Here is a 25,318-nt window from a genome sequence, read left to right on the forward strand (position 1 = left end):
TGCTGCCTACTTCCTCTCCGCCGACCTCGCCGAATCACCCACGGTCCGTAGGCGTTGCGTGAGATCCGCACCGATCCGTCCGATGTACGGCTCGTCGACGATCGACAGGTGATCACCACCGATGTGGATGATCTCCAGATCATCCACGACCTCGCCCCAGCGGCCGTCCTCGTCGATGTTCGCCCACTGCGGCTCCAACTCGATGGCTCCGTCGTGCATCTTGTCGGCACGGTAGAGGATCACCTTGCCGTCGTAGCTCGTGGGTTCGATGTTGGTCAGCGCCCGGTTGTCCAGGAACGACGTGCGCTGGTGTTCGATGATGCCGCCGGGGATCTTGGTGCCCGACATCGACATCATCTCCATGATGATGGCGAACTGTTCTTCGTCGTCGGCCTCGACCAGGCGATCCATCGGGATCGGGATGTCGTCGTCGAGGTCGTAGGTGCGGATCGCGAAGTCGCGCCAGCGTTCGAGGCGGGCCCGCTTGGTGTCCGGGGTCTCCACCACCGGTTCGGAGGGCCGCACCACGTCGATCAGGCCGACGAAGGACACCTCTTCGCCCGCGTCCCGCAGCACCTGCGCACAGCCGTAGGCGAGTGCGCCGCCGAGGGACCATCCGATCAGCACGTACGGACCGTGCGGCGCGATCTCCCGCAGACGCGGCATGTACTGCAGCACACGCTCTTCGATCGAACCCTCGACGCGGTCGAAACCGATGACCGGCTGATCGTCGGGAAGACGCTTCAGCAGCGCCTCGTAGGCGGAGGTGTTGCCGCCTGCCGGGTGGAAGAGCAGCGCGGGGACCGGGTCGCCGGCGGTGGGGTCGTAGCTCTTCTTGCCGTCGACGAGCCGCAGGTAGCGGATGAACCCGTCGGTGTCGGCGCCGGCGTCGAGGAACTCGCGGACGTAGTTCGACATCTCCTCGATGGTCTCCGAGTCGAGGATGTCCTCGACGTCGATGTCACCGCCGGTACGTTCGTTCAGACGATCCGTGAGCTGTTGCGCCACATCCTCTTCGAGCACCGGAAGCTTGTTGAACACGCCGCCGGCCGACTTCTTGGTCACCACCGCGTAAACACCGAAGGTCAGGCGTTCCGCGGCATCGCGCGGCGGGACGTCGGAGCCGGTGGCGTCGGCGACGGCGGCTGCGTCGGACAGGTCGGTCTCCTTGGTCTCGATACGCTCCTCGCTAGCGCTCGTCACTACTCGACCAGCGGGGGGATCAGCGGGGGAATCGGCGGGGGGATCACCCTCCGCGACATCCTTCGCATTCTGCTCATCGATGTAGGCGTTGAGCGCCGCGGTGTCGAGTTCGCCACCACCGGCGGCGTTCTGGGCCAGATCGTCGAGCTGGTCGCGGTGGGTGACCGCGAACTCGACGAACTTCACCACGTCGCCCAGGTTGGCCTGCCGCATGGCCTGCAGTTGCAGCTGCGGGATGTCGAACTCGAACTCGACACGATTCTTGATCCGCACCGCCATCAGCGAGTCCAGGCCCAGCTCGATCAGCGGGATCTCGCGCGGCAGGTCCTCGGGGTCGTACCCCATGGACTCGCCGACGATGATCGCCAGCCGCTGCTCCACCGTCTCGCCGGACTCCGGCGACCACTTGTTGTCGATGTCGTCGACGACCTCGTCCTCGGTCACCACGCGGTCGTCGGCGAAGACGGCGGCGGGGGATGTGGACTCCACAGCCGGCACAGGCGATTCCGTGGGAACGTCACCGCCGGTGACGACGGCCTCGAACACCAGCCGGAAGTTCTTGTCCTCCTTGCTGTGCACGGTCACCGACGCACCGCCGGGGTGCGGGCTGAGGGTCGTCGTGAGGGTGCCGTCGCCGGGAACCGACGCGTGCGTGAGCGCTGCACCGACTGCCGCATCACTCAGCACCTGAGCGGCCGCGGCGCGGACCAACTCGCGCGGATCGGTGACCGCCGACGCGCTCACCTCCCAGGCATGCCGGCCGTCCGGCAGCGCGACATGCGAACCCGGCACCGATCCGGCCGACCCGCCGCCGCTGATCGTCGCCTTCAGCCAGAACTCGCGGCGTTCGAAGCGGGTGCGCGGGACGTCGCCGAATTCTCCTGTGCCGAACAGTGATCCGACGTTCACCGGGTGTCCGTGGACGTACAGCTTCATCAGCGCGTTGACGAGGCCGTAGCTCTCGTCCTCCTTGCGCTTGAGCGTCTCCACCAATTCCGCGTCATGCAGACCGGCCGAGAAGGTCACGGCGGCAACGGAGATCAGCACCGCGGGGTTGGGCGAGAGCTCGAGGAAGGTACGGTGCCCGTTCTCCACCGACTTGGAGATCGCCTGACTGAACCAGACGCTGTGCCGCAGGCCCTTGGTGAAGTAGTCGATGGTGTGCACCGGCTCATGTCCGGGGCGGTAGAAGGTCTCGCGATCAACCGAGCTGTAGAAGCCGACGGTCGGCCGCAGCGGTTCGATGCCGGTCAACTCGTAGGCCAGTTCGCCGAGCAGCGGGTCCATCTGCGACGTGTGGCTGGCGCCCTTGGTCTGCAGCTTACGACCGAGCTTGCCCTCCTCCTCGGCGCGGGCGACGATCGCGTCGACCTGCGACTCGGGTCCACCGATCACGGTGTGCGTCGGCGCGGCGTAGACACAGATCTCGAGGTCCGGGTAGTCGACGAGCACATCGCTGATGTCCTCGGCGCTGTACTCGACGAGCGCCATCAGGCGGATGTCGTCGCCCTGGAGCATCGACTCGCCCTCGCCCATGAGGCGCGAGCGCTGACAGATGACTCGGGTCGCGTCCTCCAGCGAGAGTCCGCCACTGATGTAGGAGGCCGACGCCTCACCCATCGAATGCGGCACCAGCACACCGGGTTCGGCGCCGAAGTGGCGCAGTGTGTCGGCGAGCGCCACCTGAATGGTGTAGATGCCGACCTGGCTGGTCTCGATGCCGTAGGTCTGCTCGTCGTCGAGGAACATCTCGGCGATGGAGTAGCCGAGTTCGTTCTGCACGTACTCGTCGACGCGGTCGACGTACTTGGCGAACACCGGGTTCTCGGTGTAGAGCTGCTTGGCCATCTTGCGGTGCTGGGAGCCGAAGCCCGACAGCAGCCACACGGCGGTCGCGGCGTCCGGCGAATCCGCCGAGTACACAAGGGGATTGCTCTTGCCCTCGGCGATGGCCCGGACCCCGGTGACGGCGTCGTCATGGGTGCGCGCCATCACCACGGCGCGGGATCGGCCATGGTTGCGGTGGGCCAGCGTACGTCCGATGTCGGCGAGCGGGGTCGACTGTCCCGCTTCGGATTCCAGCCATGCCAGCAGATCCTCGGCGGCCTTGCGGCGGCGCGAAGGCAGGAAACCCGAAAGAACCAGCGGGACAACCGATCCGTCGGCGGCGCACGGTGCGAAACCCTCGGCGGGGTCTTTCTCGGTTTCTTCGGCGGGAGCGGTGTCCGAGGTGGCCTGCGCGGCCAGGACGGCGCGTTCGGCTTCGGTGAGGTACTCGTCGTCGTCGAGGTCGTCGATGTCGTCGGGTCTCGAGGTCTCGATACGCTCCTCGCTGCCGCTCGTCGCTACTCGACCAGCGGTGGGAGCGTCTCCACCAGCGGTGGGGGCTGCCGGGTCCAGGTCTGTGGGCAGCACCTCACGGACGATGACGTGGGCGTTGGTGCCGCCGAAGCCGAACCCGGAGACACCGGCGATGGCGTGCCCGGAGTAGCGCGGCCACGTGCCGGCTTCCTGGTTGACCTTGAGTCCGTTGGCGTCGAACTGGATGTACGGGTTGGGACCCGAGTAGTTGAGCGACGCGGGAATCGTGTTGTGCTGCAGGGCCAGAATCACCTTGGCGAGAGCGCCGGCACCCGCGGCGGACTCCATGTGACCGAAGTTGGTCTTCGCCGAGCCGAGTAGCGCGGGTGCGCCGACCACGCGGCCGCGGCCGACGACACGGCCGAGCGCGTCGGCCTCGATCGGATCGCCGAGGATGGTGCCGGTGCCGTGCGCCTCCACGTAGTCGACCGTCCGCGGATCGAGCGCGGCGTCCCGGTATGCGTCGCGCAGCACTTCGACCTGCGCTTCCGGGTTCGGCGCGAACAGGCCGTTGGAGCGGCCGTCGGAGTTGACCGCGGACCCGGAGATCACCGCGAGCACCCGGTCCCCGTCGCGGCGGGCGTCGGACATGCGTTTGAGGACGACCAGACCGCCGCCCTCGGCCCGGATCATGCCGTCGGCGTCGGCGGAGAACGCCTTGATGTGACCGTCCTTGGCCTGCGCACCGACCTGGTCGAAACCGAGGGTGACCGCGGGCGTGATGATCATGTTGACACCGCCGGCGAGCGCGACCGAGCTCTCACCGGATCGCAGACTGCGCACGGCCTGGTGCACTGCGACCAGCGACGACGAACAGGCGGTGTCCACCGCGATCGACGGGCCGTGGAAGTCGAAGAAATAGGAGACCCGGTTGGCCACGATGGAGGTCGCGGTTCCGGTCAACGCATAGGCCGCGGTCTCCTCGGCGCCCTCACCGAGGCCGAGCGTCGCCAGCATCTGGTAGTCGTTGGTCGAGGTGCCGATGAACACACCGACCGGGCCGCCCTTGAGGTCGGAGGCCGGGATGTGGGCGTGTTCGAGCGCCTCCCAGGTGAGTTCGAGGGCCAGCCGCTGCTGCGGGTCCACCATCTCGACCTCGCGCGGACTCATCTGGAAGAAGTCCGCATCGAAACTCTTCACATCGTCGAGGTAGCCGCCCTTCACGTTCGCCGACGCGATGGCGTCGGCGATCCGGGCGTCTGCCTTGAACTCGGTCCAGCGGTTGTCGGGTAGGTCGCTGATGCCGTCGACACCGTTGATCAGCGCATCCCACGTCGATTCCGGGGTGTGACCGGCCTTCGGGAACCGGGTGGACAACCCGACGATCGCGATGTCGTCGTCGGCGCTGCGTTCCCGCTGCCAGAAGGTGTCCGCGCCGTCGTCGAGACCCTCGTCGGGGTCTCCCTCGATGATCCGCTTCGCCAGCATCGCGATGGTCGGATGGTTGTAGGCCGCGGTCGCGGTCAGGATCACGCCGGTCTTGTCCTCGACGTCGGCGGCCAGCGCCACGGCATCACGCGAGGACAGTCCGAACTCCTCCATCGGCCGGTCGTCCGAGATCTGGTCGGCGGGGATACCGGTGGCCTCGGAAACCCAGGTACGCAGCCAGTCCCGCAGCTCGGCGACGGTGAGATCGCCGGCCGTCTCGCCGGCGGTTCCGGTCGCCTTCGACTCGTCGTCCATGCTGGTGCTGGACTCGTCGGTATTCAGTTCAGACATCGCTTCCAGACTACTGATCGGGGAACCCTTCGTGGCTCGCAAGCTCGCACCTCAGGGAACGGATTGTCGCTACTCGGCGTCCGGGAACGCCGTCTGCTTGTAGCCGCCGCGCAGGCTGCCGTCGATGTAGGCGGTGCGGGTGGCGCGGCGCGCGATCTTGCCGCTCGACGTGCGCGGGATCGACCCGGCCGGGACCATCAGGATGTCGCGTGCCATCACTCCGTGGCGCTGCGCGATGGCGGCGCGGACGGTGTCGGCGATCTCCTGCGGATCCTGCTTCTTGCCGGGGCCGCGTTCGGCGACGATGACCAACTGTTCCGACGCGTCGTCGGCGTCGAAGGTGAGACCGCTGGTGGACTGTTCGAACACCACCGGCGGCAGCTGGTTCGACGGCACCGAGAAGGCGGCCACGAAGCCCGGACGCAGCGCCTCGCTGGCCTCCTGGGCGCTGTACTCGAGATCTTGCGGGTAGTGATTGCGGCCGTCGACGATCACCAGGTCCTTGACCCGGCCGGTGATGTAGAGCTCACCGTCGAGCCAGACGCCGTAGTCGCCGGTCCGCATCCAGATGGCGTCGGCGGGCGCGCCCTCCGTGTGGCTGCCGTCGGCCAGCGGATGGGCGATCGTGTTGCGGAAGGTCTCCTCGGACTCTTCCGGCTTGTTCCAGTAGCCGGCGCCGATGTTGATGCCGTGCAACCAGATCTCGCCGACGTTCCCGTCGGCCTGCTCGGTCGAGGATTCGGGATCGACGATGGCGGCCCACTGGCTCAGTGCGACCTGCCCGCACGACACCTGGGCGACCGCGTTCTCCGCATGCTGATCGACGACCTTGAACCGGCCGGCGTTGAGTTCGTCGCGGTCGACGTAGATGACCTTGGCCTCGTTCTCGCGCTGCGTCGCCGAGACGAACAGGGTGGCCTCGGCCATGCCGTAGCAGGGCTTGATGGCCGTCTTCGGCAGACCGTACGGCGCGAAGGCGTCGTTGAACTTCTTCATCGAACTGACGGTGACCGGCTCGGAGCCGTTGATCAGGCCGATGACGTTGGACAGGTCGAGGTGTTCGCCGTCCTTCGGCAGACCACGTACCGCAGCGTGCTCGTAGGCGAAGTTGGGGGCGGCCGCATAGGTGGGGGCGTTGTCGGCCTCGGCGGCCAGTTCCTTGATCCAGCGGCCCGGGCGACGGACGAACGCCTGCGGACTCATGATGGTGATGTACTTGCCGCCCAGCGCAGGGAGGATCACCGTGAGCAGGCCCATGTCGTGGAACATCGGCAGCCATGTCACGCCGCGGGCGTTGCGGTCGATCTCGATGCAGTCGTACATCTGCAGGACGTTCGCGGCCACCGCCTGATAGGTGATCTCGACACCGGCCGGTACACGGGTCGAGCCGGAGGTGTACTGCAGGTACGCGACGGTGTCCTTGTTGTGGTCCTTGCCGGCCACCGGCGGGACCCAGCTGGTGCCGACCGAGTCCGGGACGGCGTCCACGGCGATCACCCGGGGCCGCTCCTTGGCGGGCAGCGGCTTGAAGAAATCGCGGACCGCCTCGGCGGACTTGGTGGACGTGAGGATGGCGGTCGGCGCGCAGTCGGCGAGCACCGCGTGCAGACGGTCGGTGTGGCCCGGCTCGTCCGGCGAGAACAACGGAACGGCGACGTTGCTGGCGTAGAGCGCGGAGAAGAACCCGATCACATACTCCAGCGACTGCGGCGCGAGGATCGCGACACGGTCGCCGGGCTTGGTGACCTGCTGTAGACGAGCAGCCACCGCACGCAGACGCTTGCCGAACTGAGCCCACGTCAGATCCTGGGCCTCGCCGTCGCGCTCGCGGCTGTAGTCGATGAAGCGGTACGCGAGGGTGTCGGCCTCGTCGCGTACGTTGCGCTCGACATAGTCGACGAGCGTGGCGTCCTCGGTGAAGTGGAGTTGCCCGTTCTCGTCGAGGAACTGCTCAAATTCTGTGTTCAACATCCGTTACTCCTGTGGCCCCCTCGTGGACCGCGCGTCTTCCTTCCCCCGGCTGGTGACATGTCCCCCGTCATGTCATCGACCCACGCTTTCCACGCCCGTCGTTGCTACCGCGGTCACGGTAGTCCAAATTGTTATCCGTTCGAAATGCTCATGATCGCCAATCCGACCTTCGCCCTCACGCAATTCGGTCACGAGCACTGCGTGGCCAGTGTCGATGCCCGTCCCCCGAGTCGGACGCGATCAGATCGTCGCAATCCTACTCTCCCTTGAGAAGCTGGATGACCGGCGCGAACGCGTCCATCTGGGTCGGGAAGACCCCCACGTAGGACATCGACGTCCGCCGCCGGACCTCGCGGATCTGATCGGCGATCTCCTCGAAGGTGCCCATGGCGAGGTATGGCGATTGCAACACGTCGTCGACGGTGAAATCGGTGTCACGTTCGATGTTGGGCGGGTAGCCCTGATCGAGCGCCTTGAGAGCCATCTCCGCCGTGGCCTCCCGGTCGTCGGTGATCACGATCACCGCGATGGTCCAGTTCAGTTCGATGTCGTCGAACCGGTCCCCGGCGACGTCGCGGATGCGGGCGACCCGCTCCGCGGTCTTCTCGATGGTCATGTCCGACAGCCGCATCTTGCCGTCGCGAGTCGTCGACGGCGCGACGGAGATGATGTCGGCGTGCTTGGCGGCCAGCGCGAGCATCTTGGGACCGCCGCCGCCGACCGCGATCGGCGGCCGGGGGCCCTGCCGGGGTCGAGGCGAGCCCTCGAGTCCGCTGATCTGATAGAACTCGCCGGCGAAGTCCACGGTCTGCCCGCGCATGAGGCCATCCAGGATGGTCAGCGCCTCGTCGAGGCGACGGATGCGGGTGCCCGGCGACTCGAACTCGATCCCCGCCTTGTCGAACTCCTCTTTCATCCACCCGGCACCGATGCCCAGCTCGAGCCGACCCTTCGACAGCACGTCGATCGTGGTGGCCTCTTTCGCGAGCAGCGCGGGATGCCGCCAACCGTTCGCGAGTACCGAGGTGCCCAGCCGGATGGTCGAGGTGGCCTGCGTGAGGGCGCCGAGTGCGGCGATCGGCCCCACCTGGTTGCCGAGGTGATCGGGGACGGCGAACGTGTCGTAGCCGTACTCCTCGGCGGTCTGCGCGAGCTTGACGAACTTGCGCGCTCCGCCCTCGTCCTTGTTGCCCTCACCACCGGCGCCGAAACGGAACGCACGCAGGTTCCCGGTCTCGCTCACTCCGGTCTGGCTCATTCACCGTCTCCTCATGCGCATGGTGCGCGTCCCTGGTGCGCATGCTGCGCGTCGCGTGCATCGGTAGCCCAATCACGGTAATGCAGCGCCACCACGCCACCAAACGAAACGGGCCACGTCGTGTTTGCCCCGGCCCGCTGCGGGTACGGACATACCGGACGCGAAACCGCCACAACAGGAAGTGCACATGACGGAACCTGTCGACCCGACCCAACCCGTCGACCGCACCGGAGGTGCCGTACGCATCGTCATCGTCGGCGCAGGCTTCGCCGGGTTCGAGACCGCCCGGCGCCTGTTGCGCCATCAGCGCTCGGACGTCGACCACCCGGTCGAGGTGACCGTGATCTCGCCGGACGACTTCATGCTGTACACGCCCCTGCTCCCGGACGTCGCCGGCGGACTGCTCGACCCGCGCTTCGTGGCCGTCCCACTCGCGCAGGCCCTGCCCGGCGCACAGCTGGTGGCCGGCCGGGTGGAGAAAGTGGATCTCGACGGCCGCACGCTGGAGGTACGCAACCGCGAGGGAGTCGCCGAAACCGTCGAATGGGATCGCCTCGTGCTGACGCCCGGATCGGTCACCCGGCTGTTCGACATCCCCGGACTCACCGAGCACGCGCGTGGCCTCAAGACGACGACCGAGGCGCTGTATCTGCGCGATCAACTCCTCGAGCAACTCGAACTCGCCTGCCGGGAAACGGATCCGGAGATCGCGAAGGCCCGCCGTACCGTCGTCGTGGTCGGCGCCTCGTATGCCGGAGCCGAACTCACCGCACAGCTGCGCGCCCTCGCCGACGAGGTCGCCCGGCAACGCGACTTCGACCCACAGGACGTCCGATTCGTGTTGCTGGACATGGCCGATCGGGTCATGCCCGAGGTCGGCGAGAAACTGGGTGACAAGGTCCTCGAGGTGCTGCGCTCCCGCGGGATCGACGTACGGCTCGGCACCACGATCGACCGGCTGACCGCCGAGCACGCCGAACTGAGCGACGGCACCACCGTTCCCACCCGCACCGTCGCCTGGGCGGCCGGTGTGGCGGCCAGCCCGCTGATCGAGTCGCTCGGCCTGCCCGCGGAGAAGGGGCGGCTGAAGGTGCGGACCGACCTGTCGGTGCCCGGCCATCCGCATGTGTTCGCCGCCGGCGACGCGGCTGCCGTGCCCGACGTCACCAAGGACGACGCGATCACCCCGCCGACCGCGCAGCACGCCGTCCGGCAGGGCAAGGTCGTCGCACGCAATGTGCTCGCCGGCATCGGGGTGGGCTCGGCCACCGACTACCGCCACAACGATCTCGGGCTCGTCGTCGACCTCGGACCCCGGTTCGCCGTCGCCAACCCCGTCGGCATCCACCTCTCGGGGTATGCGGCCAAGGCGGTCACGCGGGCGTATCACCTGTTCTCGCTGCCGCGCGGCGCCAACCGGATGGCGGTTGCGGCCGCCTACCTGGGTGATGCGGTGTACCCCCGGCCGCTGGTGTCCTTCGGGCTCGTCAGCGACGACGAGGCGTCGTTGACGCGCAGTCAGGGGATACCGACGTCATCCGAGTCCTGAGGAGGGAGCTTCCCCCGACCCCTGAGGAGCGAGCTTGCGAGCGCGCCGCCCTGAGGAGCGAGCCTGCGAGCGTCACGAAGGGTCACGAAGGGCGGCCCTTCGTGACGGCCCTCCGCAAGCTCCGGACCTCCTCAGGGACCAGGTGGGCAACTCAGTAGTGCGCCGGCCGCGGCGCCTCGGCGATCACCTGATCGGCCCAGCCGTACATCCACTGCGTCGCCGACGCGCCGTCGAGGGACCAGTAGTCGGTGGTCGCGTACATGGCGTGCACCGGGTTGTTGATCGCCCCCGCCAGCTGGCTGACCGCCCGGACCGGGTTGGTGACCGTGGGCGAATCACAGATCAGATCACCTGGGGCGCAGATGGATTGGACACGATCCTGGAGCTCACCGAAGCCGCCGTCCCGGGGACCGGTCATGGTGATGCCCGGCACCAGACGCCCCATCCCGGCGAGCGCGACCTCGGCGCCCACCCCGCTCGGCGACGGCCCGATGTCGTTCTGTTCGCCCGGCTGTCGGCGTCCGTCGGCGATGAGCCCGACCCCGAGGACGAGGTCCTGATCGGCCGGGTCGAGCACGCCGCGACCGTTGCCGATGTTGCTGGCGAGGTCGCCGGCGATCACCGCCCCCTGGGAGAAGCCCATGATGACGTAGCGGGTCAAGGGGCAGTCGCGGTTGGTCTGGATCATCTTGCCGGCGGCCCGCTTGTAGCCCTGTGACCGGGAGAAGTCGTAGTCGCGCTGGCGGTCACCGAGGTTCGTCGGATTCCGGAACTGCGCGACGTACGGCACGGTGTAGACGCTGGTGCGTGACTGCGGGTATTCGTCGGCGATCGCACCCGAGACCCGCAACATCAGCGACTGCGGGTTCGCGGTCGGCGTGTACGGGTCGTCGTCGGCCGCCGACTCCCAGGTGCCCGGGATGACGAGGGTCAGGACGTCGGGGCAGTCGGCGGACTGGGCGTCGGGCCGCTGCCTCGGCTCACTGGTGGTGTCGTCCGGTCCGATCGGGAGGCGCGGCGGACCGGGCTGCAGCAACACGACCACCAGCACCACGATCAGGATGATCGCGACGACGGCGAGCAGACCGAGGAACAGCAGGATCTTCGGCAGTCGCCGCTTGCGGCGCTGCGCACTTCGTGCGTTCACGGGTCAGCAGTAATGCTGGTCGGCGGCCTTGATGACCTTGTCGGCCTTGGCGTTGGCCTCTGCGACGGTCTCGGTGCCGGGGCCGACCGAGGCGGTGACGAACGCCTTCACCGTGACGGGGTCGGTGCCCTTCTTCCGCTCGTTGCACACGTACTCGGCCATCGTGAGCGCGACCGAGTTGTCGGTGTCACCCATGAACTCGACGTTCTCGGCCTTCAGCTGCGCGAGGTAGGCCTGCCCCTTGGGGCCGACCTCCTGCCCTTCGGGTCCGGGGAAGTTCTGCGGGACGTCGGTCTCGGGATTCGGCGCGGTCGCGGGCAGCGCGCCGGAGTCCGACTCCTGTTCCCGGGTGGTCTCCTCGGTGCGATCGTCGTCGGAATCCGCGGTCGCGCTGGGCGACGCCGAGGCCGACTCGTCGGCCGAGGTGGGGGACGTCGAGTACATCGACGTGGTCGTGACCGGATTGCTCGTGATCGGCGCGGTGGCCGTCGAATCGTCGGCGCACGCCGACACCGAACCCACTGTCAGCGCGAGTCCCGCCGCGATCATCGCGAGTTGCAGAAACTTTCGGGTCATCGTCACTTTCCTCGTCACGCCCGACCGGCGACGTCATCGTCACCGACCCGGTTCTCACACCTGCCGCGGCTCGCTCGCTGGCGATCCGCCCTTGGTCAGGCTACAGCCTCCACGGTCCGACTTCGGCGGCGCGACCCGCCCGACCAGCAGAAACGTTCCGATTCCTCAGCGAAGTCTCAGCACCGGCGACGGGTCCCGCTCAGATTGCGCCGCCGCCGTTGCCTGAGATCAGCGGGTGACCTTCGCGCCGTCCGCGGCCGTCCAGACGATCCGGCCCTTCTGGAAGGTGTTCACCCGGCCCTTGCCGTCGCGGGTGGGCATCTCGTCGCTGGTCGGCAGACCCAGCTTGCCGCCCGGGCCGCCGGCCGCGACGTATTCACCGCCGATGCCGCCACCGACCATCTTGGGTCCCTTCGGTCCGGTGATCAGTCGGCCACCGCGGAAGTCCTGGGCCTTGCCACCCGGCACTCCGTACACCGGAGTCAGGCATTCGCCCAGCGTCTCCTTGTGCACGTTGTAGGCCTTCGGGAATCCGACCTTGCACATCGGCCGGTCGTTCATCAGCCCCAGCGCGCCGGCGGCCTGCGGCCACGACTGCTGCATCTCGAACTCCCAGTACGGCCATGTGTGTGTACCGGACGGCCGGTAGACCGCCTGTCCGGGGATGCCGAGCTGGTTGAGCTTGATCGCGAACTGCTGCGAGGTGACCCTACTCAGGATCTCCAGTCCGACGCCGGAGTAGTTGGTGGCCAGCAGCGGGATGTCCGACGGACTGTCGTGCGGCCCGACGAGGCCGTTGCCCGACGACACGTACAGGCTGGTGCCGCGCAGCTTCTCGGCGTGCAGATACGGGTCGTGCTCCTTCCATGCCGGGTCGCTCGGCGGCCCGAACATCTTCATGGAGTCGTAGCCGCCGCCGTCGCGCAGCGCGAACTGGATGGCCTGCGGCATGCCGTAGGAGGTCATCTGCAGGATGCCCGAGAAGGATGCGGCGTACTTGTAGAAGCCCGGATTACGGCTGGCCAGCATCATCGCGGCCGAACCGCCCATCGACAGGCCCTGGATACCGCGGACGTCGGTGGAGCGCCAGTCACCTTCCAGGATCGGCGGGAGCTCCCGGATCAGGAAGGTCTCCCACTGGTAGTTCTTGCCCTTGTCCGGTTCCTTCCAGTCGGTGTAGAAGCTGGATTCACCACCGATCGGCAGGACCACGTTGACGTTCTTGTCGCGGTAGAAGTTCTCGATGTCGGTGTTGATGATCCAGCCGCTCTGGTCCTCCTGCGCCCGCAGGCCGTCGAGAGTGACCAGTTGCGGGAACTTGTCCTTCGGCTTGGACCACCAGTCGCGGGCGAGCAGGATCTGCACCTGGATGTTGGTCTTCATCGCCGGCGAGTGGACCCACAGTGCGACGCGACGATCCGTGTACCAGAACGTGTTGGTCACCCGGGCGGGTTCGGTGGCAGCCGCAGGCACCGGCGCGGGTGGCGGCGCGGCGGACTCCGGGGCGGCGGGGGGCGGTTGGACCGCCGGCGCGCCGGGCGGGTCGTCCGGTGCCGCACCGGCCGGGACGACCGGTGCGGTGAGCACCAGTACCGTCGCCGCGGCTCCCGCGACTCCGGTCAGCCATCGTCGGGCGGTCCCGGTGTTCCGCCCCCGTTCACTACACGTCGTGTCCCACGTCCTGCGCGTCACGACGTGCCGAAACCCATGCCAGTTCACCCTCTGACTCCTTCACACCACCTGAGTTTGACGACGTTCGACCAGGTGAGTGTGTAACTCTTTCCCCAGAAGTCACAACAACCTCACAGACAACAGAACGCCCTACGTGTTTCTTACACGTAGGGCGTTCTGTTTTGGTTGCGCCACGCTGTTACGCGTGGGATTTCTGTGACTGAAGTGGCTCGGCCCCGCTTGTGCCGTGGACCGCAGCCGTCAGACGGTCAGCGGAAGAAGCCTCGGTTCTTGGCGTTCCACAGCATGTCCTGCCAGTAACCCCAGGCGTGGGTGCCGTTCGAGTAGTAGGTCATCAACGGCAGACCCTGGACGAATGCGGCGGCCTCGAACGCCTTGGCCTGGGTGAAGGCCAGGACCTCGAGGGTCGAACCCTTGAACAGGTCGTCGAAGACGTTCGGCAGGGAGTTGTACTGGCCGAACAGACCGTTGCCGGACCCGATGAACACCTTCATGCCGTGCATGCGGTTGATGTTCATGAACGGATCGTTGGAGATCCAACGCGGGCTCCACGGCGGGCCCCACATGCTGTCGATGTTCCACGGCTTCGGGTCGACGTCGAACATCGCCAGACGCAGCGCGGTGCGCATGCCCGGTGCGTTGAGGAAGTTGTAGCCGGACAGCGAGGCCACGCGGTCGAAGTTGTGGCGGTTCTGCGCGCCGATGACGAGGGCGGCGTTACCACCGGAGGAGAGTCCGGCGATGGCATAGCGGCCGCTCGGCCCGCGGAAGCCGCGACGATCGAGCTCTCGGATCAGAGTCTTGGTGATGACGCAGTTCCACGTGTAGCGGTACGGCTGATTGTTGAAGTTGCTGGGGGCATCCCAGTCGGAGTAGAAGCTCGCGGGGCCGCCGATCGGCTCGACGACGTTGACGCCGGAGCGCACCATCTCCTGGACGTTGGTGTTGATCTCCCAGCCGCTGTAGTCGTACTGGGCGCGCATACCGTCGAGCAGGATGGCGGTCTTGTAGTTGCCGGGGCGCTTCCACGCACGAACCTTGACGTTCGGCATACCGCAACCGTTGACCCAGAACTCCTGTTTGCCGACCTGGGTGCCGTTGACCCGAGCGGCCGCATCACCGGCACCGATCACACCGGCCAGCCCGATCACGGTCGCCATCGCGATGAAAGCGGCGACGAATCGGTTCCGCGCCCACCCGGCCCTTCGCGGACTGGCAGCAGCTTCACGCATCGACTGATATCTCCCTCTGTCATCCGACGACCGGGGACGTCTTCCCCCATCGCCGAATCCTGCTACGACACCCGGCCGCTGGTCCTCCCCCGAAAGCACCTCGGCGCAGTGGGTGATTCTGTGCGAATCACTCGCCGATCAGCCGAAATTCGGCTGTTGGCACCGTTTCGGGAGCCTATTGCATAGCCAATTCGCTGACAAACGCTGTGACTGCTCTCACATCGGTCCGTCGGCGAGCCGTTATGCGACAAGCGGCGTGGGTGTCCTGGTCACGTTGATCTATCGACCAAGTCCGCGCGAACGTTACCGATTCGAGATGTGTCCGGGCAAACCGAGCCCTTCGAGACGCTCGCAAGCTCGCTCCTCAGGAACCGGAACATCATTTCGGGTGAATCCGTGGCGGCATCTGCAGACCACACCGCAGGATCTCGTACTCGGGCTCCCGTTCGATCCGGTAGTCGGTCCAGACGAAAGACTCCTTGAGGTTTCGTTTGAACCGCTCCCACGTCCACGTCGCCTCGTACGAATCGAACCGGTCCCGGGTCTCCGGACACCGCAGCGCGACCTCCGCCTGACGCACCAGGTCCTCGTCGAGATATCCCGGCAGGACCGGCTTGCGCGGAAAGGCGCCGGCCTCGGCGACCACCCACTCCGACGGCAATACCTTGTCGTGGCCGATGCGACCGTCCTCGAGCCGTTCGGTGTGTGCCGCCAGCGGATAGGCCAGGCCCATCTGGTCGATGACCCGGACGTCGAGCGGTGCGTTCATGCTGGTCATCCCCAGATTGAGGAAGTAGACCGTCAGCATGCGGTCCTCGGGTGCGATGTCGCCGGGCAGCTTCGCGATGTACCACTCGTCGTAGTTGAACGACGGCAGGACGACGCCACCCTCGTCGTGGTAGCGCTCGATCCACTCCGCCATCGCGCCCATCCGCGGGTAGTCGAGGTAGTCCTCGGCGGTCACCGGGTTGGTGTTGCCCATGTTGGTGACGTAGAAGCGTCGTTCGTCGACGATGCCGCTGCGACCGATGTCGATGCCGGCGTTGGGCAACACGTTCTGACTGCACACCGCGGCCCACGCCACCGTGGTCACCCAGAACGCACCCATGACGGCCGAGCCGGCGAGCTGCAGCCGGACCCGACGACGGGGTTCACCGTCACCGTCCGTCGCCGTCGCGGGCCTCCGCCGGAACGCCTGGCCGACGTGGGCCGGGATGGTCACCGGCAGGACCATCAGCGGCAGCAGCAGGGTGAACAGCGACGCGAGCAGGACCCGGCCGTGCATGAAGTCGCCGCCCTGGCGAATCCAGTAGACACCGCCGATCAGTCCGGCCACCAGGATCGTCACGACCACCGCGGTGGGGGTCTGCAACGCCGTCGACCACCGGCCCATACGGCTGCGCCACGAGATCTGCTCACGCTCGGGGGTGTCGGCTGCAGGGGTGTCAGATGCGGGGTCCCCGCGCTCGGCGACTCGCCGTCCGACGACGAGCATGACGCCGGCCAGGATCACCAGCACGGCGGGCAGGACCAGCACATAGGGCCCGAACAGGTTGGCCACATAGAGCAGGCCCTGGTGCCATTTGGCGCCGCTGGCGTCCTTCGCGACGGCCGGGTTCGGCACCAGCAGGGCGTAGTAGCCCATCCGGAAGATCTGATACCCGACGGGCAGGACCGCGGCGACGACGACCATCCCGATCCGCATCCACCACGAGTTGGGGGCGATCACGAGCAGCATCAGCACGAGCCCGCCGAGGATCGTCAGTTCGGGGCGGATCAGCGGCGCCAGACCGGCGGTGAACGCCAGCGCGAGGGTGGCGGCCTGCTGGCCCCGCGAGGCGGCGCGGCCGGGCCGACGGCTCCACGCCACCAGCTGACACCACAGGACGGCGATCCAGAAGATGCAGAGGCCGTTCTCCAGGCCGCTCGTCGCGAAGTCGCGCGCCGGTGGCAGCGCGATGTAGAGGATGACGCCGAACGGCAGCAACAGGGTCCAGCCGTCGCCGGTGAGCCCGCCCAGGCGCGTGCGGTGGAGGCGGGCGCTGCCGTACATGGCGATCGGGATCGCCGAGACCGACAGCACCAGGGCGACCCACAGCGCGACGTACTCGAGCTGACCGTCGGTGACCTCGGCCCAGAACCAGAGCAGGTACGTCCACGCCGTCGAGGTGTTGGCCTCCACGCGTTCGCCGATGTTGAACACGGGGCCGTTTCCGGCGAAGAGATTGCGCAGGGTGCGCAGGACGATCAGCCCGTCGTCGGCGATCCAGCGGCGCTGCCAGACACCGATCGTGAAGAACGTGGTGACGGTGACCGTCCCGACGAGGAAACTGATGACCGGCACCCACTGTCGTGGTCCCCAGGCCCGCAGGCCACGCCGCTCGGTGTCGTCGGGCTCCGCGGTGCTGTCTGCCGGTTCGATGTCGGCCCGTTCGGAATCGGCCCGTTCAGAACTGTCGGACCCGGGGGTTCGCACCTCAGGAGACTGCATAGACCGCGACACCCACGCACACCAGCCAGGCGACCGCCAGCAACTGCAGGACGCGGTCGCCGAGCGCGATCTCCTCCGGTTCGCCGGCCTGACCGCCGTCGATGTCGACGGCGTAGCGCAGGATCGCGATGGTGAACGGGACCATCGACACGGAGTAGGCGACATTCGTGTCGGCGTTGTCGAACGCCCACAGACCGTAGAAGACGACCACTGCGGTCGCCGACAGCGTCCACACGAATCGCAGGTAGGTCGTGGTGTAGTACTGCAGCGCCTTGCGGATCTTGGCGCCGGTCCGCTCGGCGAGTTGCAGCTCCGCGTAGCGCTTGCCCGCGGCCATGAACAGCGAGCCGAACGCCATCACCAGCAGGAACCACTGCGACAGTTCGATGTCGGCGGCGACACCGCCGGCGATGGCACGCAGCAGGAAGCCCGAGGAGACGATGCAGATGTCGATGACGGGCTGGTTCTTCCAGCCGAAGCAGTAGCCGAGCTGGATGCCGAGGTAGATCGCGATGACGACCGCGGTTTCCCAGTTCGCGATCAGTGAGATCCCCAGCGACGCGATGGCCAATGCGGTCGCGAGGCCGTAGGCGAGCGGCACGGGCACCACACCGGCTGCGATCGGACGGAATCGCTTGGTCGGATGGTTGCGGTCGGACTCGACGTCGCGGGCATCGTTGATCAGGTAGATGCTCGACGCCACCAGACAGAACGCGACGAATGCGATCGCGACCGGGCCCAGTACGTCCCCGTCGCCGACGCTGCCTGCGGCCAGCGGCGCGGCGAGAACGAGTACGTTCTTCACCCACTGCCGTGGGCGCACCGCTTTGATCAGTCCGGTCGCCAGATTCTTCGGCGGTGCCAACACCGTGTCGTGCTCGATCGGCTCTTCGCTCATGTCCTCGGGCTCATCTCGTAGCGACGTTCGTCGCGAACAGTCTGTCACCCGCCACCACGGCCGCCGCGCTCGCGGCACCGATGGCCGCCCCGGCGAGGACATCGGTGGGGTAGTGCACGCCGAGGACCAGCCGGGACAGCAGCATCGGCGGTACCAGGACGGCGGGCAGCGCCGCGGGCGGCAGTCCGGCGGCGCGCCCGATGAGGATCGCCGCGGCCGTCGTCGACGTGGCGTGCGACGACGGGAAGCTCAGCTTGCTGGGCGTCGACACCCCGACCGCGATGCGTTCGTCGTGGGGGCGCTTGCGTCGCACGACCCGCTTGATGATCACCGAGGCGGCGTGCGCACCGAATGCCCCGACGCCCGCCTCCGCCCAGTGACGAACCGCGGTGCTGTCCCCACGACGACGCGTCGCGAGCACACCCGCGCCAGCGATGGCCAGCCAGCCGAGGGAGTGTTCACCGAAGTGCGACATGCCGCGGGCGGCCGACACGACACCCGGTCGGTTCGCGACGACCCGTTGCACCGCGAGCAACGCCGCGACCTCACCGGTGGCCGGCGGTATGACGACCGGCGTCTGCACCGACTCAGTCGATTCCGAAGACACGCGCCCAGCTCTCCTGACTCGTCAGATCCTGATGTGCGGCCCGATAGGTGTCGCGCATGTCCGGGAAACGGTCCTTCAGTTCCCGGACCAGACCCGCCGACTCCTTGGCGAGGGCGATCATCTTGTCGCGGTCCCGCTTGCGGTACACCACGCCGCGGCCGTCGGCGGTGGTCACCGTGACCCCGTCGACCCGGCCCAGGCTGAACCAGCGCGCCTCGATCGGCGGGAAGTTCGCCTGCGGCACCTCGTGGTGGCGTGGGTCGGCGGGTTTGGCGTTGCGGACCAGCGCCGCGGTCAGCGACTTGAGCTTGGCGACCCGACCCTCGGGGATGTTGGTGCCCAGGTGGGTGGCCTGACCGCTGGTGCGGGGCAGTTCGGTCGCGGACGGCAACACCACCGCGTCCGGGTACTGCTTGCGCATCGCGGCGACCTTCGGCAACGCGGTCGGCAGCAGGCTGCGGATGTGGTCGGGTCCGGCGAGGAAGTCGCGGATCGCCTCGTTCTGGATCGCGACCGTCGAATACTCCAGGCACAAAAGGTGTTTCGCGGTCGCCTTGACCATCGACTTCAGGATGCCGTCGATGGGGCCGTCCTTGGTGAGCGACGCGACGACGAGCCGGTTGCGCAGGTGGAAGTACGCCTGCCAGTCGATGGCGTCGTCCTTGTCGCTCCAGGCCATGTGCCAGATGGCGATACCCGGGACGGTGGCGGTCGGGTAGCCGGCCTTGGCCGCGCGCAACGCGAACTCCCAGTCGTCCCACTTGATGAACAGCGGCATCGGCAGGCCGATCTCCTCGGCACACTGCCGCGGGATCATGCACATCCACCAGCCGTTGCCCTCGACGTCGATGCGCCGATGCAGGTTCTTGGAGTTCTCCCGGTCGCGCAGTGGGTATTTCGCGAAGTTGTGGTCGTAGGAGACGAACGGTGCCGCGGTCCACATGAACTTCTCGCGGTTGATGACCTCACCCATGCAGTGCAGGTGGCTGCGATCCTGCAGGTTGAGCATCTGGCCGCCGACGAGCATGGGGGACTTGGCGAAGCGCGACATGGCCAGTGCCCGCAGGATCGAGTCGGGCTCGATCATGATGTCGTCGTCCATGTACAGGATGTACGGAGAGTCGGTGCGCCGCAACGCTTCGTACATGATGCGCGCGTAACCGCCGGAGCCGCCCAGGTTCGGCTGGTCGAAGATGTTCAGCCGATCGCCGAGTGCCGCGGCCGCCTCGTCGTAGCCGGGCTCGTCGACCACCTTGCGGGTGCCCTGGTCGGGCATCATCACCGCGTCGATCACCTCGTCCACCAACGGATCCGACGTGAGGGCGGCGAGTGCGTTGACCGCATCGGTCGGCCGATTGAAGGTGGGGATGCCGACCGTGACTCGTTTGGTGTCGTCGCCGGAAGCTGCCTCGATCGGCGAATACCAACCTGCCGCGACGATCTCGGTGTCGGTGTCGGTGGTGATGTCGAACCAGATCCAGCCGCCGTCCTCGAAGGGTCCGAGGTCGAGCTCGAATTCCGCGACGCCGCGCCCGTTCTCGTCGGTGTCGATGAGGTCGCCGCCGATCGCGATGCGCGACCCGTCGATCTTCGAGCGGTAGAGGTCGACCCGACAGGTGCCGAGGACCTCCACGCGCAGCACCACCGACTCGAGGACACTCCAGCGGCGCCAGTAGGCGGCGGCGAACGCGTTGAAGTAGGTCTCGAAGCTCACCTCGGACTCGGCACCGAGCAACACCGATGTCCGGCTCGGGGCGTGCGCGCGGCGTGGATTGTTCTGCGACTCCACCACATACAGGGACCGGACGTCGATCGGCTCGCCCGCTCGGGGGAAGATGACCCGCTGCAGCAACGCGGCGGCCTTCGACGGGCCGGACCCCGCGGCGGGGATGTCGGACTGGTTCACGGGTGTCACGGTCATCTGTTCCGCCTCATGAGTTCGGTCATCGGTCACCCGCCGCCGCGTCGAGCGGCGCGCCGTCGGCGAGATGCGGTGCCAGGGTGTTGTCGAACATGGTGAGCGCACTCGCGATCGCCATGTGCATGTCGAGGTACTGGTAGGTGCCGAGCCGCCCGCCGAACAACACCTTCTGTTGCGCGGTCTCGGCTTTGGCGAGTTCGCGGTACGCCGACACCATCTCGCGATCCTCCGGCGTGTTGATCGGGTAGTACGGCTCGTCGTCGGCCTCGGCGAATCGGCTGTACTCGCGCATGATGACGGTCTGGTCCGACGGGTAGGAATTGCGCTCCGGGTGGAAGTGCCGGAACTCGTGGATGCGCGTGTAGGGCACGTCGGCGTCGTTGTAGTTCATCACCGGGGTGCCCTGGAAGTCACCGGTGTCGAGCACCTCGGTCTCGAAATCGAGTGTGCGCCAGCCGAGTCGGCCCGCCGAGTAGTCGAAGTAGCGGTCCAGCGGGCCGGTGTAGACGACCGGTGCGTCCGGCGACTGCGCCCGTAGCTCGTCGCGGACGGCGAACCAGTCGGTGTCGAGCCGCACCTCGATGCGGTCGTCGTCGGCCATCTTCTCCAGCCACGCGGTGTACCCGTCGACGGGCAGACCCTCGTAGGTGTCGTTGAAGTAGCGGTTGTCGAACGTGTAGCGCACGGGCAACCGGGTGATGTTGCCGGCGGGCAGTTCCTTCGGGTCGGTCTGCCACTGCTTGGCGGTGTAGTGCTTGACGAACGCCTCGTAGAGGGGACGGCCGATCAGGCTGATCGCCTTCTCCTCGAGGTTCTTGGCGTCGGCGGTGTCGATCTCGGCGGCCTGCTCGGCGATCAGCGCGCGCGCCTCGTCGGGGCTGAAGTAGCGGCCGAAGAACTGCGACACGAGGCCGAGGCCCATCGGGAACTGGTAGGCCTGGCCCTGGTACATCGCGAAGACGCGATGCTGGTACCCGGTGAAGACGGTGAACTGGTTGACGTAATCCCACACCCGCTTGTTGGAGGTGTGGAACAGGTGGGCGCCGTACTTGTGGATCTCGATACCCGTGGTGGGTTCGGGTTCGGAGTACGCGTTGCCGCCGATGTGCGGGCGCCGGTCGAGGACCAGCACCTTCTTGTCGAGCTGGGTCGCGGCGCGCTCGGCGACCGTCAATCCGTAGAAGCCGGAGCCGACGACGATGAGGTCGACGGCGGTGCCGTCCGCCCGGTTGCTCGGGTCCTGACCATTTCCTGCCACGGGAGTTCAGGGTAACGGACCGAACCTGAGGAATCGCCGTGCACACGGCCGCGCGGGGCCATGACCGCAGGAGTGTGCTCTCCCGCCCGCCCGTGTGGGAACGCCGTCGGCTGGGTAATCTTTTGACCTATCGGCCTGCAGACACCCGGGCGCACGTCCATCGACCGTCGTCAGGGGCCGCCCGGTGTCCAATTCGCTGTCCGATTCTCGCGTTCGTCGCGACCGCTCACCGATCACCCGTGCTGTGGTGGTCGTCCCCGTCCACAATGAGGAACGCCTCCTTCCTTCCTGTCTGGCCGCCCTTGATGTCGCAAACCGGGTCGTCACGGCCCGTACGCCGGCCGTCGACGTCGAGACGATCGTGGTGCTCGACGCCTGCACCGATGCGTCCTGGCGGGTCGTGTCACCGCACGTCACAACCCTGACCTGCAGCGCACGGTCGGTCGGTGTGGCGCGTCGGGAAGGGTTCGCCCATTCGGCACGGCGTGAGCGGGACGCCGGCTGGGAGGAAACGACCTGGTTCGCGACCACCGACGCCGACTCCGAGGTGCCACCGGACTGGTTGGTGACCCATCTCGCGGCCGCCGCGGAAGGCGCAGACGCATTCGTGGGAACCGTCGTCCCGAACGGCTGGGACAACTGGCCGACGACCGTCGCCGACATGTTCGCCGACCGGTATGTCGCCGACGAGGGACACCATCACGTCCACGGCGCCAACCTGGGCATGCGTGCCGACGTGTACCGACGGGTGGGCGGTTTCTCCGCACGTACCGGCGACGAGGACGTCGACATCGTCCGTCGCCTGCTGTCGTCCGGTGCGCGGGTGTGCCGCAGCCCGCGCTCCCCGGTGGCGACCTCCACCCGCCGCGACGGCCGCACCGACGCCGGATTCGCGCACTACCTGCGGCGACTGGAAATCCTGGCAGGCACGCCCGCGGACCCGCGGAAGATCCCGGAGAACTCGGAGGTGTCCCGATGATGTGCAACGCTCCCGCGCTGGCCCAGCGCATCGTGGCCGAGAAGGTCCTCGACGCGCCGCTGCCGGGCCACGGCGAGACCGCACGCCGGCTGCGCATCCTCGCCGAGCGGTGCCGCGACGGCATCGCGGTCGGCCGACTCGTCGAGGCCCACCTCGACGCCGACGCCATCCTCGCCGAGATCCTCGGCGAGCGCGTGGCCCCCGGGGACTTCTGGGGAGTCTGGGCCGCCGAGCCACCCGAGCCGACGGTGACAGCGGAGCGTCAGGGCGGCCGGTGGGAGCTCACCGGGGCCAAACCGTGGTGTTCCGGCGTCGCGGCCTGCACACATGCGCTGGTCACCGCCCGCGATGGCGAGCTTCGCCGGCTGTTCGCCGTGGACCTGACCCAACCGGGTGTGTGGCCGGAGCGGGGCGGCTGGGCCGCCACCGGGATGCGGTCGACCGAGACCGGGACGGCACGGTTCGACCACGCCCCGGCCCGCCCGGTCGGCGCTCCCGGCGACTACCTGAACCGGCCCGGCTTCTGGCACGGCGGGATCGGGGTGGCCGCCTGCTGGTTCGGCGGGGCCCAGAAGGTGGCGGACACCTTGTACACGGCCGCCGCCGACCGGTCCGACGACATCACGCTCATGCACGTCGGTGCCGTCGACGCCCTGCTGGCCCAGGGGCAGGCGCTGCTCGACCACGCCGCCGCCGAAATCGACGCCGCCCCGACAGACGAGGTGATGGCGCGGCGTCTCGCCCATCAGGTGCGGTGGTCGATCGAGCAGGTCGCCACCGGCGTCATCGATCGGGTGAACCGCGCGCTCGGCCCGTCACCGCTGGTGCACGACCGGGAGCACGCACAGGCGGTGGCCGATCTGGGCGTCTACATCCGGCAGTCGCATGCCGACCGGGATCTCGTGACGCTCGGGCGGCTCGCCGCACAGGAATGCGCCGCCCGACGAGACGGGTCCGACGGGGCGGGAGAGCAGTCATGTCGGTGATCGATCCCGCTGAGAAACCGACCCCTGGGGAGCCGACGACCCCGGGGCTGATCGGCACACCGGTGTCGGCGACGGGCACCGGCGAGGACGCCTGGCAGGCCTGGCTCAACGTGTCGAGTCCGTGGCCGGAGCTGACCCTCGACGTCGAGCGGCTGATCGTGTTGGGCGCCCACCCCGACGACGAGGTGCTCGGTGCCGGCGGGATCATGGCCGCCGCCGCGCAGGCCGGCGTCGAGGTCGTCATCGTGTGCATGTCGGACGGCCGGGCGTCGCATCCCGGCTCTCCCACGATGACGCCCGAGCAACTCGCCGAACGCCGGCACGTCGAACTCGACACCGCCACCGACCTGCTTGGCGTGGCGCGACCGCGGTGGTGTGGCCTGACCGACGGTGCACTCGCCGAGCAGCACCACACGATGGCCGGGCTCGTCGATGCCGTGATCGACGAGGAACCCGATGCGCGCACCGGCCTGCTGTCGGTGTGGTCGCACGACGGTCACCCCGACCACGACGCGGTCGGCCGTAGCGTCGAGGAGGTCGCCCGGCGTCGCGGGCTGCCGCTGTGGATGTACCCGATCTGGATGTGGCACTGGGCGGTTCCCGGCGACTCGACCATCCCGTGGGATCGCTTGCGCGCCCACATGATCGACCCGACGATCCTGGCGATCAAGCACGCCGCGATCGGCGCCTTCGACACACAGGTCCGGCCCCTGTCCGACGACCCGGCCGACGCGGCGATCCTCCCGCCGCATGTCCTCGCCCACCTCACCCGCACCAGGGAGTTCGTCTTCGCATGACCCAGCCGTCTGGTACCCCGACCCCACAGCCGGCCCCGTCCCCGTCGCGCTCCATGCCCGACGGCTACTTCCACACCATGTACGCCCACAGCGATGATCCGTGGGGCTTCACGCAGCGGTTCTACGAGCGTCGCAAGTACGCGCTCACTCTCGCCGCGCTGTCTGCCGAGCGATATCACCGCGTGTTCGAACCCGGCTGCTCTATCGGGGTGCTCAGTGCCGAGCTCGCCCTGCGCAGCGACCAGCTGGTGTGCCTGGATCTCAGTCCGCGGGCGACGGCGCTGGCCGCCGACCGTCTCGCGGTCTACGGCGACCGGGTCAGCGTGCGGACCGGCGATCTGGTGGCCGACTGGCCCGACGGGCGCTTCGACCTGATCGTCCTCAGTGAGCTGCTGTACTACCTCGACCCGCATGAGGTCGACGGCGTCGTCGAGCGCCTGTCCGATGCCCTGACACCCGACGGCGAGGTGGTCGCCGTGCACTGGCGACGCAAGGTGCCCGACTATCTCCAGTCCGGCGACGACGTCCACGATCGGCTGATCGCGTCGCCGCTGCATCACGTGGCCGGCTATTCCGACGCCGACCTGCGGCTCGACGTCTTCACCGTCGGTCCCCGACCGTCGGTCGCTCAGCGTGAGAATCTCGTAGGCTGATCTGGTCAGTGGTGCACCCG

Annotated in this window: 17 protein-coding genes; 5 read left to right on the forward strand and 12 right to left on the reverse strand. The window is 67.7% G+C overall.

The features are described from left to right. Positions 1-6: 6 nt before the first annotated feature. The 3 genes from pks13 to V1Y59_RS12665 form a co-directional block, all read right to left on the reverse strand. A complete protein-coding gene (pks13, locus tag V1Y59_RS12655) occupies positions 7-5,283 on the reverse strand; it encodes a polyketide synthase Pks13 (protein WP_330505307.1) in 5,277 nt (1,758 codons plus the stop codon). A 69-nt stretch (positions 5,284-5,352) separates the two neighbouring features. Beyond that, complete coding sequence (gene fadD32, locus V1Y59_RS12660) at positions 5,353-7,254, reverse strand: long-chain-fatty-acid--AMP ligase FadD32 (RefSeq protein WP_330505308.1); 1,902 nt, start codon at positions 7,252-7,254, stop codon at positions 5,353-5,355. Between the two features lie 256 nt (positions 7,255-7,510). Next, on the reverse strand, positions 7,511-8,512 hold the full coding sequence (locus V1Y59_RS12665) for an LLM class F420-dependent oxidoreductase (protein WP_330505309.1): 1,002 nt from the start codon (positions 8,510-8,512) through the stop codon (positions 7,511-7,513). Between the two features lie 187 nt (positions 8,513-8,699). Between V1Y59_RS12665 and V1Y59_RS12670 the strand changes: the two genes are divergently transcribed. Then, positions 8,700-10,061 carry an NAD(P)/FAD-dependent oxidoreductase gene (locus V1Y59_RS12670; RefSeq protein WP_330505310.1) on the forward strand — a complete coding sequence of 454 codons (1,362 nt, stop codon included), beginning with the start codon at positions 8,700-8,702 and terminating at the stop codon, positions 10,059-10,061. A gap of 151 nt (positions 10,062-10,212) precedes the next feature. On the opposite strand, the gene V1Y59_RS12675 is transcribed toward V1Y59_RS12670, so the two are convergent. From V1Y59_RS12675 to glf, 9 genes are all read right to left on the reverse strand, one after another. After that, the gene (locus tag V1Y59_RS12675; RefSeq protein ID WP_330505311.1) at positions 10,213-11,208 is read right to left on the reverse strand and encodes a cutinase family protein; all 996 of its coding nucleotides are present in this window, start codon (positions 11,206-11,208) and stop codon (positions 10,213-10,215) included. A 3-nt stretch (positions 11,209-11,211) separates the two neighbouring features. Then, positions 11,212-11,784: a DUF732 domain-containing protein gene (locus V1Y59_RS12680; RefSeq protein ID WP_330505312.1), complete on the reverse strand. Its 573-nt coding sequence runs from the start codon at positions 11,782-11,784 to the stop codon at positions 11,212-11,214. Positions 11,785-12,012: 228 nt separating this feature from the next. Beyond that, positions 12,013-13,407: an alpha/beta hydrolase-fold protein gene (locus tag V1Y59_RS12685; RefSeq protein WP_330505376.1), complete on the reverse strand. Its 1,395-nt coding sequence runs from the start codon at positions 13,405-13,407 to the stop codon at positions 12,013-12,015. Between the two features lie 317 nt (positions 13,408-13,724). Continuing rightward, entirely contained in the window at positions 13,725-14,708 is a 984-nt protein-coding gene (locus V1Y59_RS12690; RefSeq protein WP_330505313.1) for an alpha/beta hydrolase, read from the reverse strand. A 379-nt stretch (positions 14,709-15,087) separates the two neighbouring features. Continuing rightward, positions 15,088-17,199: an arabinofuranosyltransferase AftB family protein gene (locus V1Y59_RS12695; RefSeq protein WP_431309161.1), complete on the reverse strand. Its 2,112-nt coding sequence runs from the start codon at positions 17,197-17,199 to the stop codon at positions 15,088-15,090. After that, entirely contained in the window at positions 17,186-18,097 is a 912-nt protein-coding gene (locus V1Y59_RS12700) for a decaprenyl-phosphate phosphoribosyltransferase (RefSeq protein WP_330505314.1), read from the reverse strand. The genes V1Y59_RS12695 and V1Y59_RS12700 overlap by 14 nt, the downstream gene beginning before the upstream one ends. Positions 18,098-18,107: 10 nt before the next feature. Next, positions 18,108-18,704, reverse strand: a complete 597-nt coding sequence (locus tag V1Y59_RS12705) for a phosphatase PAP2 family protein (protein WP_330505315.1) — start codon at positions 18,702-18,704, stop codon at positions 18,108-18,110. Continuing rightward, on the reverse strand, positions 18,685-20,625 hold the full coding sequence (locus V1Y59_RS12710; RefSeq protein WP_330505316.1) for a glycosyltransferase: 1,941 nt from the start codon (positions 20,623-20,625) through the stop codon (positions 18,685-18,687). The genes V1Y59_RS12705 and V1Y59_RS12710 overlap by 20 nt, the downstream gene beginning before the upstream one ends. A 22-nt stretch (positions 20,626-20,647) precedes the next feature. After that, entirely contained in the window at positions 20,648-21,883 is a 1,236-nt protein-coding gene (gene glf, locus V1Y59_RS12715; protein ID WP_330505317.1) for a UDP-galactopyranose mutase, read from the reverse strand. Between the two features lie 184 nt (positions 21,884-22,067). On the opposite strand from glf, the gene V1Y59_RS12720 reads away from it, so the two are divergent. From V1Y59_RS12720 to V1Y59_RS12735, 4 genes are read left to right on the forward strand one after another with little or no spacing between them, the layout of a single operon-like run. Then, positions 22,068-22,862 (forward strand): glycosyltransferase family 2 protein, encoded by a 795-nt coding sequence (locus V1Y59_RS12720; protein WP_330505318.1) that lies wholly within the window; start codon positions 22,068-22,070, stop codon positions 22,860-22,862. Next, positions 22,859-23,848, forward strand: a complete 990-nt coding sequence (locus tag V1Y59_RS12725; protein WP_330505319.1) for an acyl-CoA dehydrogenase family protein — start codon at positions 22,859-22,861, stop codon at positions 23,846-23,848. The genes V1Y59_RS12720 and V1Y59_RS12725 overlap by 4 nt, the downstream gene beginning before the upstream one ends. Further along, positions 23,839-24,645, forward strand: a complete 807-nt coding sequence (locus V1Y59_RS12730; protein WP_330505321.1) for a PIG-L deacetylase family protein — start codon at positions 23,839-23,841, stop codon at positions 24,643-24,645. The genes V1Y59_RS12725 and V1Y59_RS12730 overlap by 10 nt, the downstream gene beginning before the upstream one ends. Further along, positions 24,642-25,298, forward strand: coding sequence for an SAM-dependent methyltransferase (locus V1Y59_RS12735; protein WP_330505322.1), 657 nt, complete (start codon positions 24,642-24,644; stop codon positions 25,296-25,298). The genes V1Y59_RS12730 and V1Y59_RS12735 overlap by 4 nt, the downstream gene beginning before the upstream one ends. The last annotated feature ends 20 nt before the right edge of the window (positions 25,299-25,318 follow it).

Origin of the sequence: Gordonia prachuapensis, from assembly GCF_036350515.1 — a bacterium.
In the GTDB taxonomy this organism is placed as follows: Bacteria; Actinomycetota; Actinomycetes; order Mycobacteriales; family Mycobacteriaceae; genus Gordonia; species Gordonia prachuapensis.

Bases quoted from the DNA above. Each gene is read 5' to 3' on its own strand.
- pks13 (WP_330505307.1), bottom strand. From the start codon at position 5,283: ATGTCTGAACTGAATACCGACGAGTCCAGCACCAGCATGGACGACGAG.
- fadD32 (WP_330505308.1), bottom strand. From the start codon at position 7,254: ATGTTGAACACAGAATTTGAGCAGTTCCTCGACGAGAACGGGCAACTC.
- V1Y59_RS12665 (WP_330505309.1), bottom strand. From the start codon at position 8,512: ATGAGCCAGACCGGAGTGAGCGAGACCGGGAACCTGCGTGCGTTCCGT.
- V1Y59_RS12670 (WP_330505310.1), top strand. From the start codon at position 8,700: ATGACGGAACCTGTCGACCCGACCCAACCCGTCGACCGCACCGGAGGT.
- V1Y59_RS12680 (WP_330505312.1), bottom strand. From the start codon at position 11,784: ATGACCCGAAAGTTTCTGCAACTCGCGATGATCGCGGCGGGACTCGCG.
- V1Y59_RS12690 (WP_330505313.1), bottom strand. From the start codon at position 14,708: ATGCGTGAAGCTGCTGCCAGTCCGCGAAGGGCCGGGTGGGCGCGGAAC.
- V1Y59_RS12695 (WP_431309161.1), bottom strand. From the start codon at position 17,199: ATGCAGTCTCCTGAGGTGCGAACCCCCGGGTCCGACAGTTCTGAACGG.
- V1Y59_RS12700 (WP_330505314.1), bottom strand. From the start codon at position 18,097: ATGAGCGAAGAGCCGATCGAGCACGACACGGTGTTGGCACCGCCGAAG.
- V1Y59_RS12710 (WP_330505316.1), bottom strand. From the start codon at position 20,625: ATGACCGTGACACCCGTGAACCAGTCCGACATCCCCGCCGCGGGGTCC.
- V1Y59_RS12725 (WP_330505319.1), top strand. From the start codon at position 22,859: ATGATGTGCAACGCTCCCGCGCTGGCCCAGCGCATCGTGGCCGAGAAG.
- V1Y59_RS12730 (WP_330505321.1), top strand. From the start codon at position 23,839: ATGTCGGTGATCGATCCCGCTGAGAAACCGACCCCTGGGGAGCCGACG.
- V1Y59_RS12735 (WP_330505322.1), top strand. From the start codon at position 24,642: ATGACCCAGCCGTCTGGTACCCCGACCCCACAGCCGGCCCCGTCCCCG.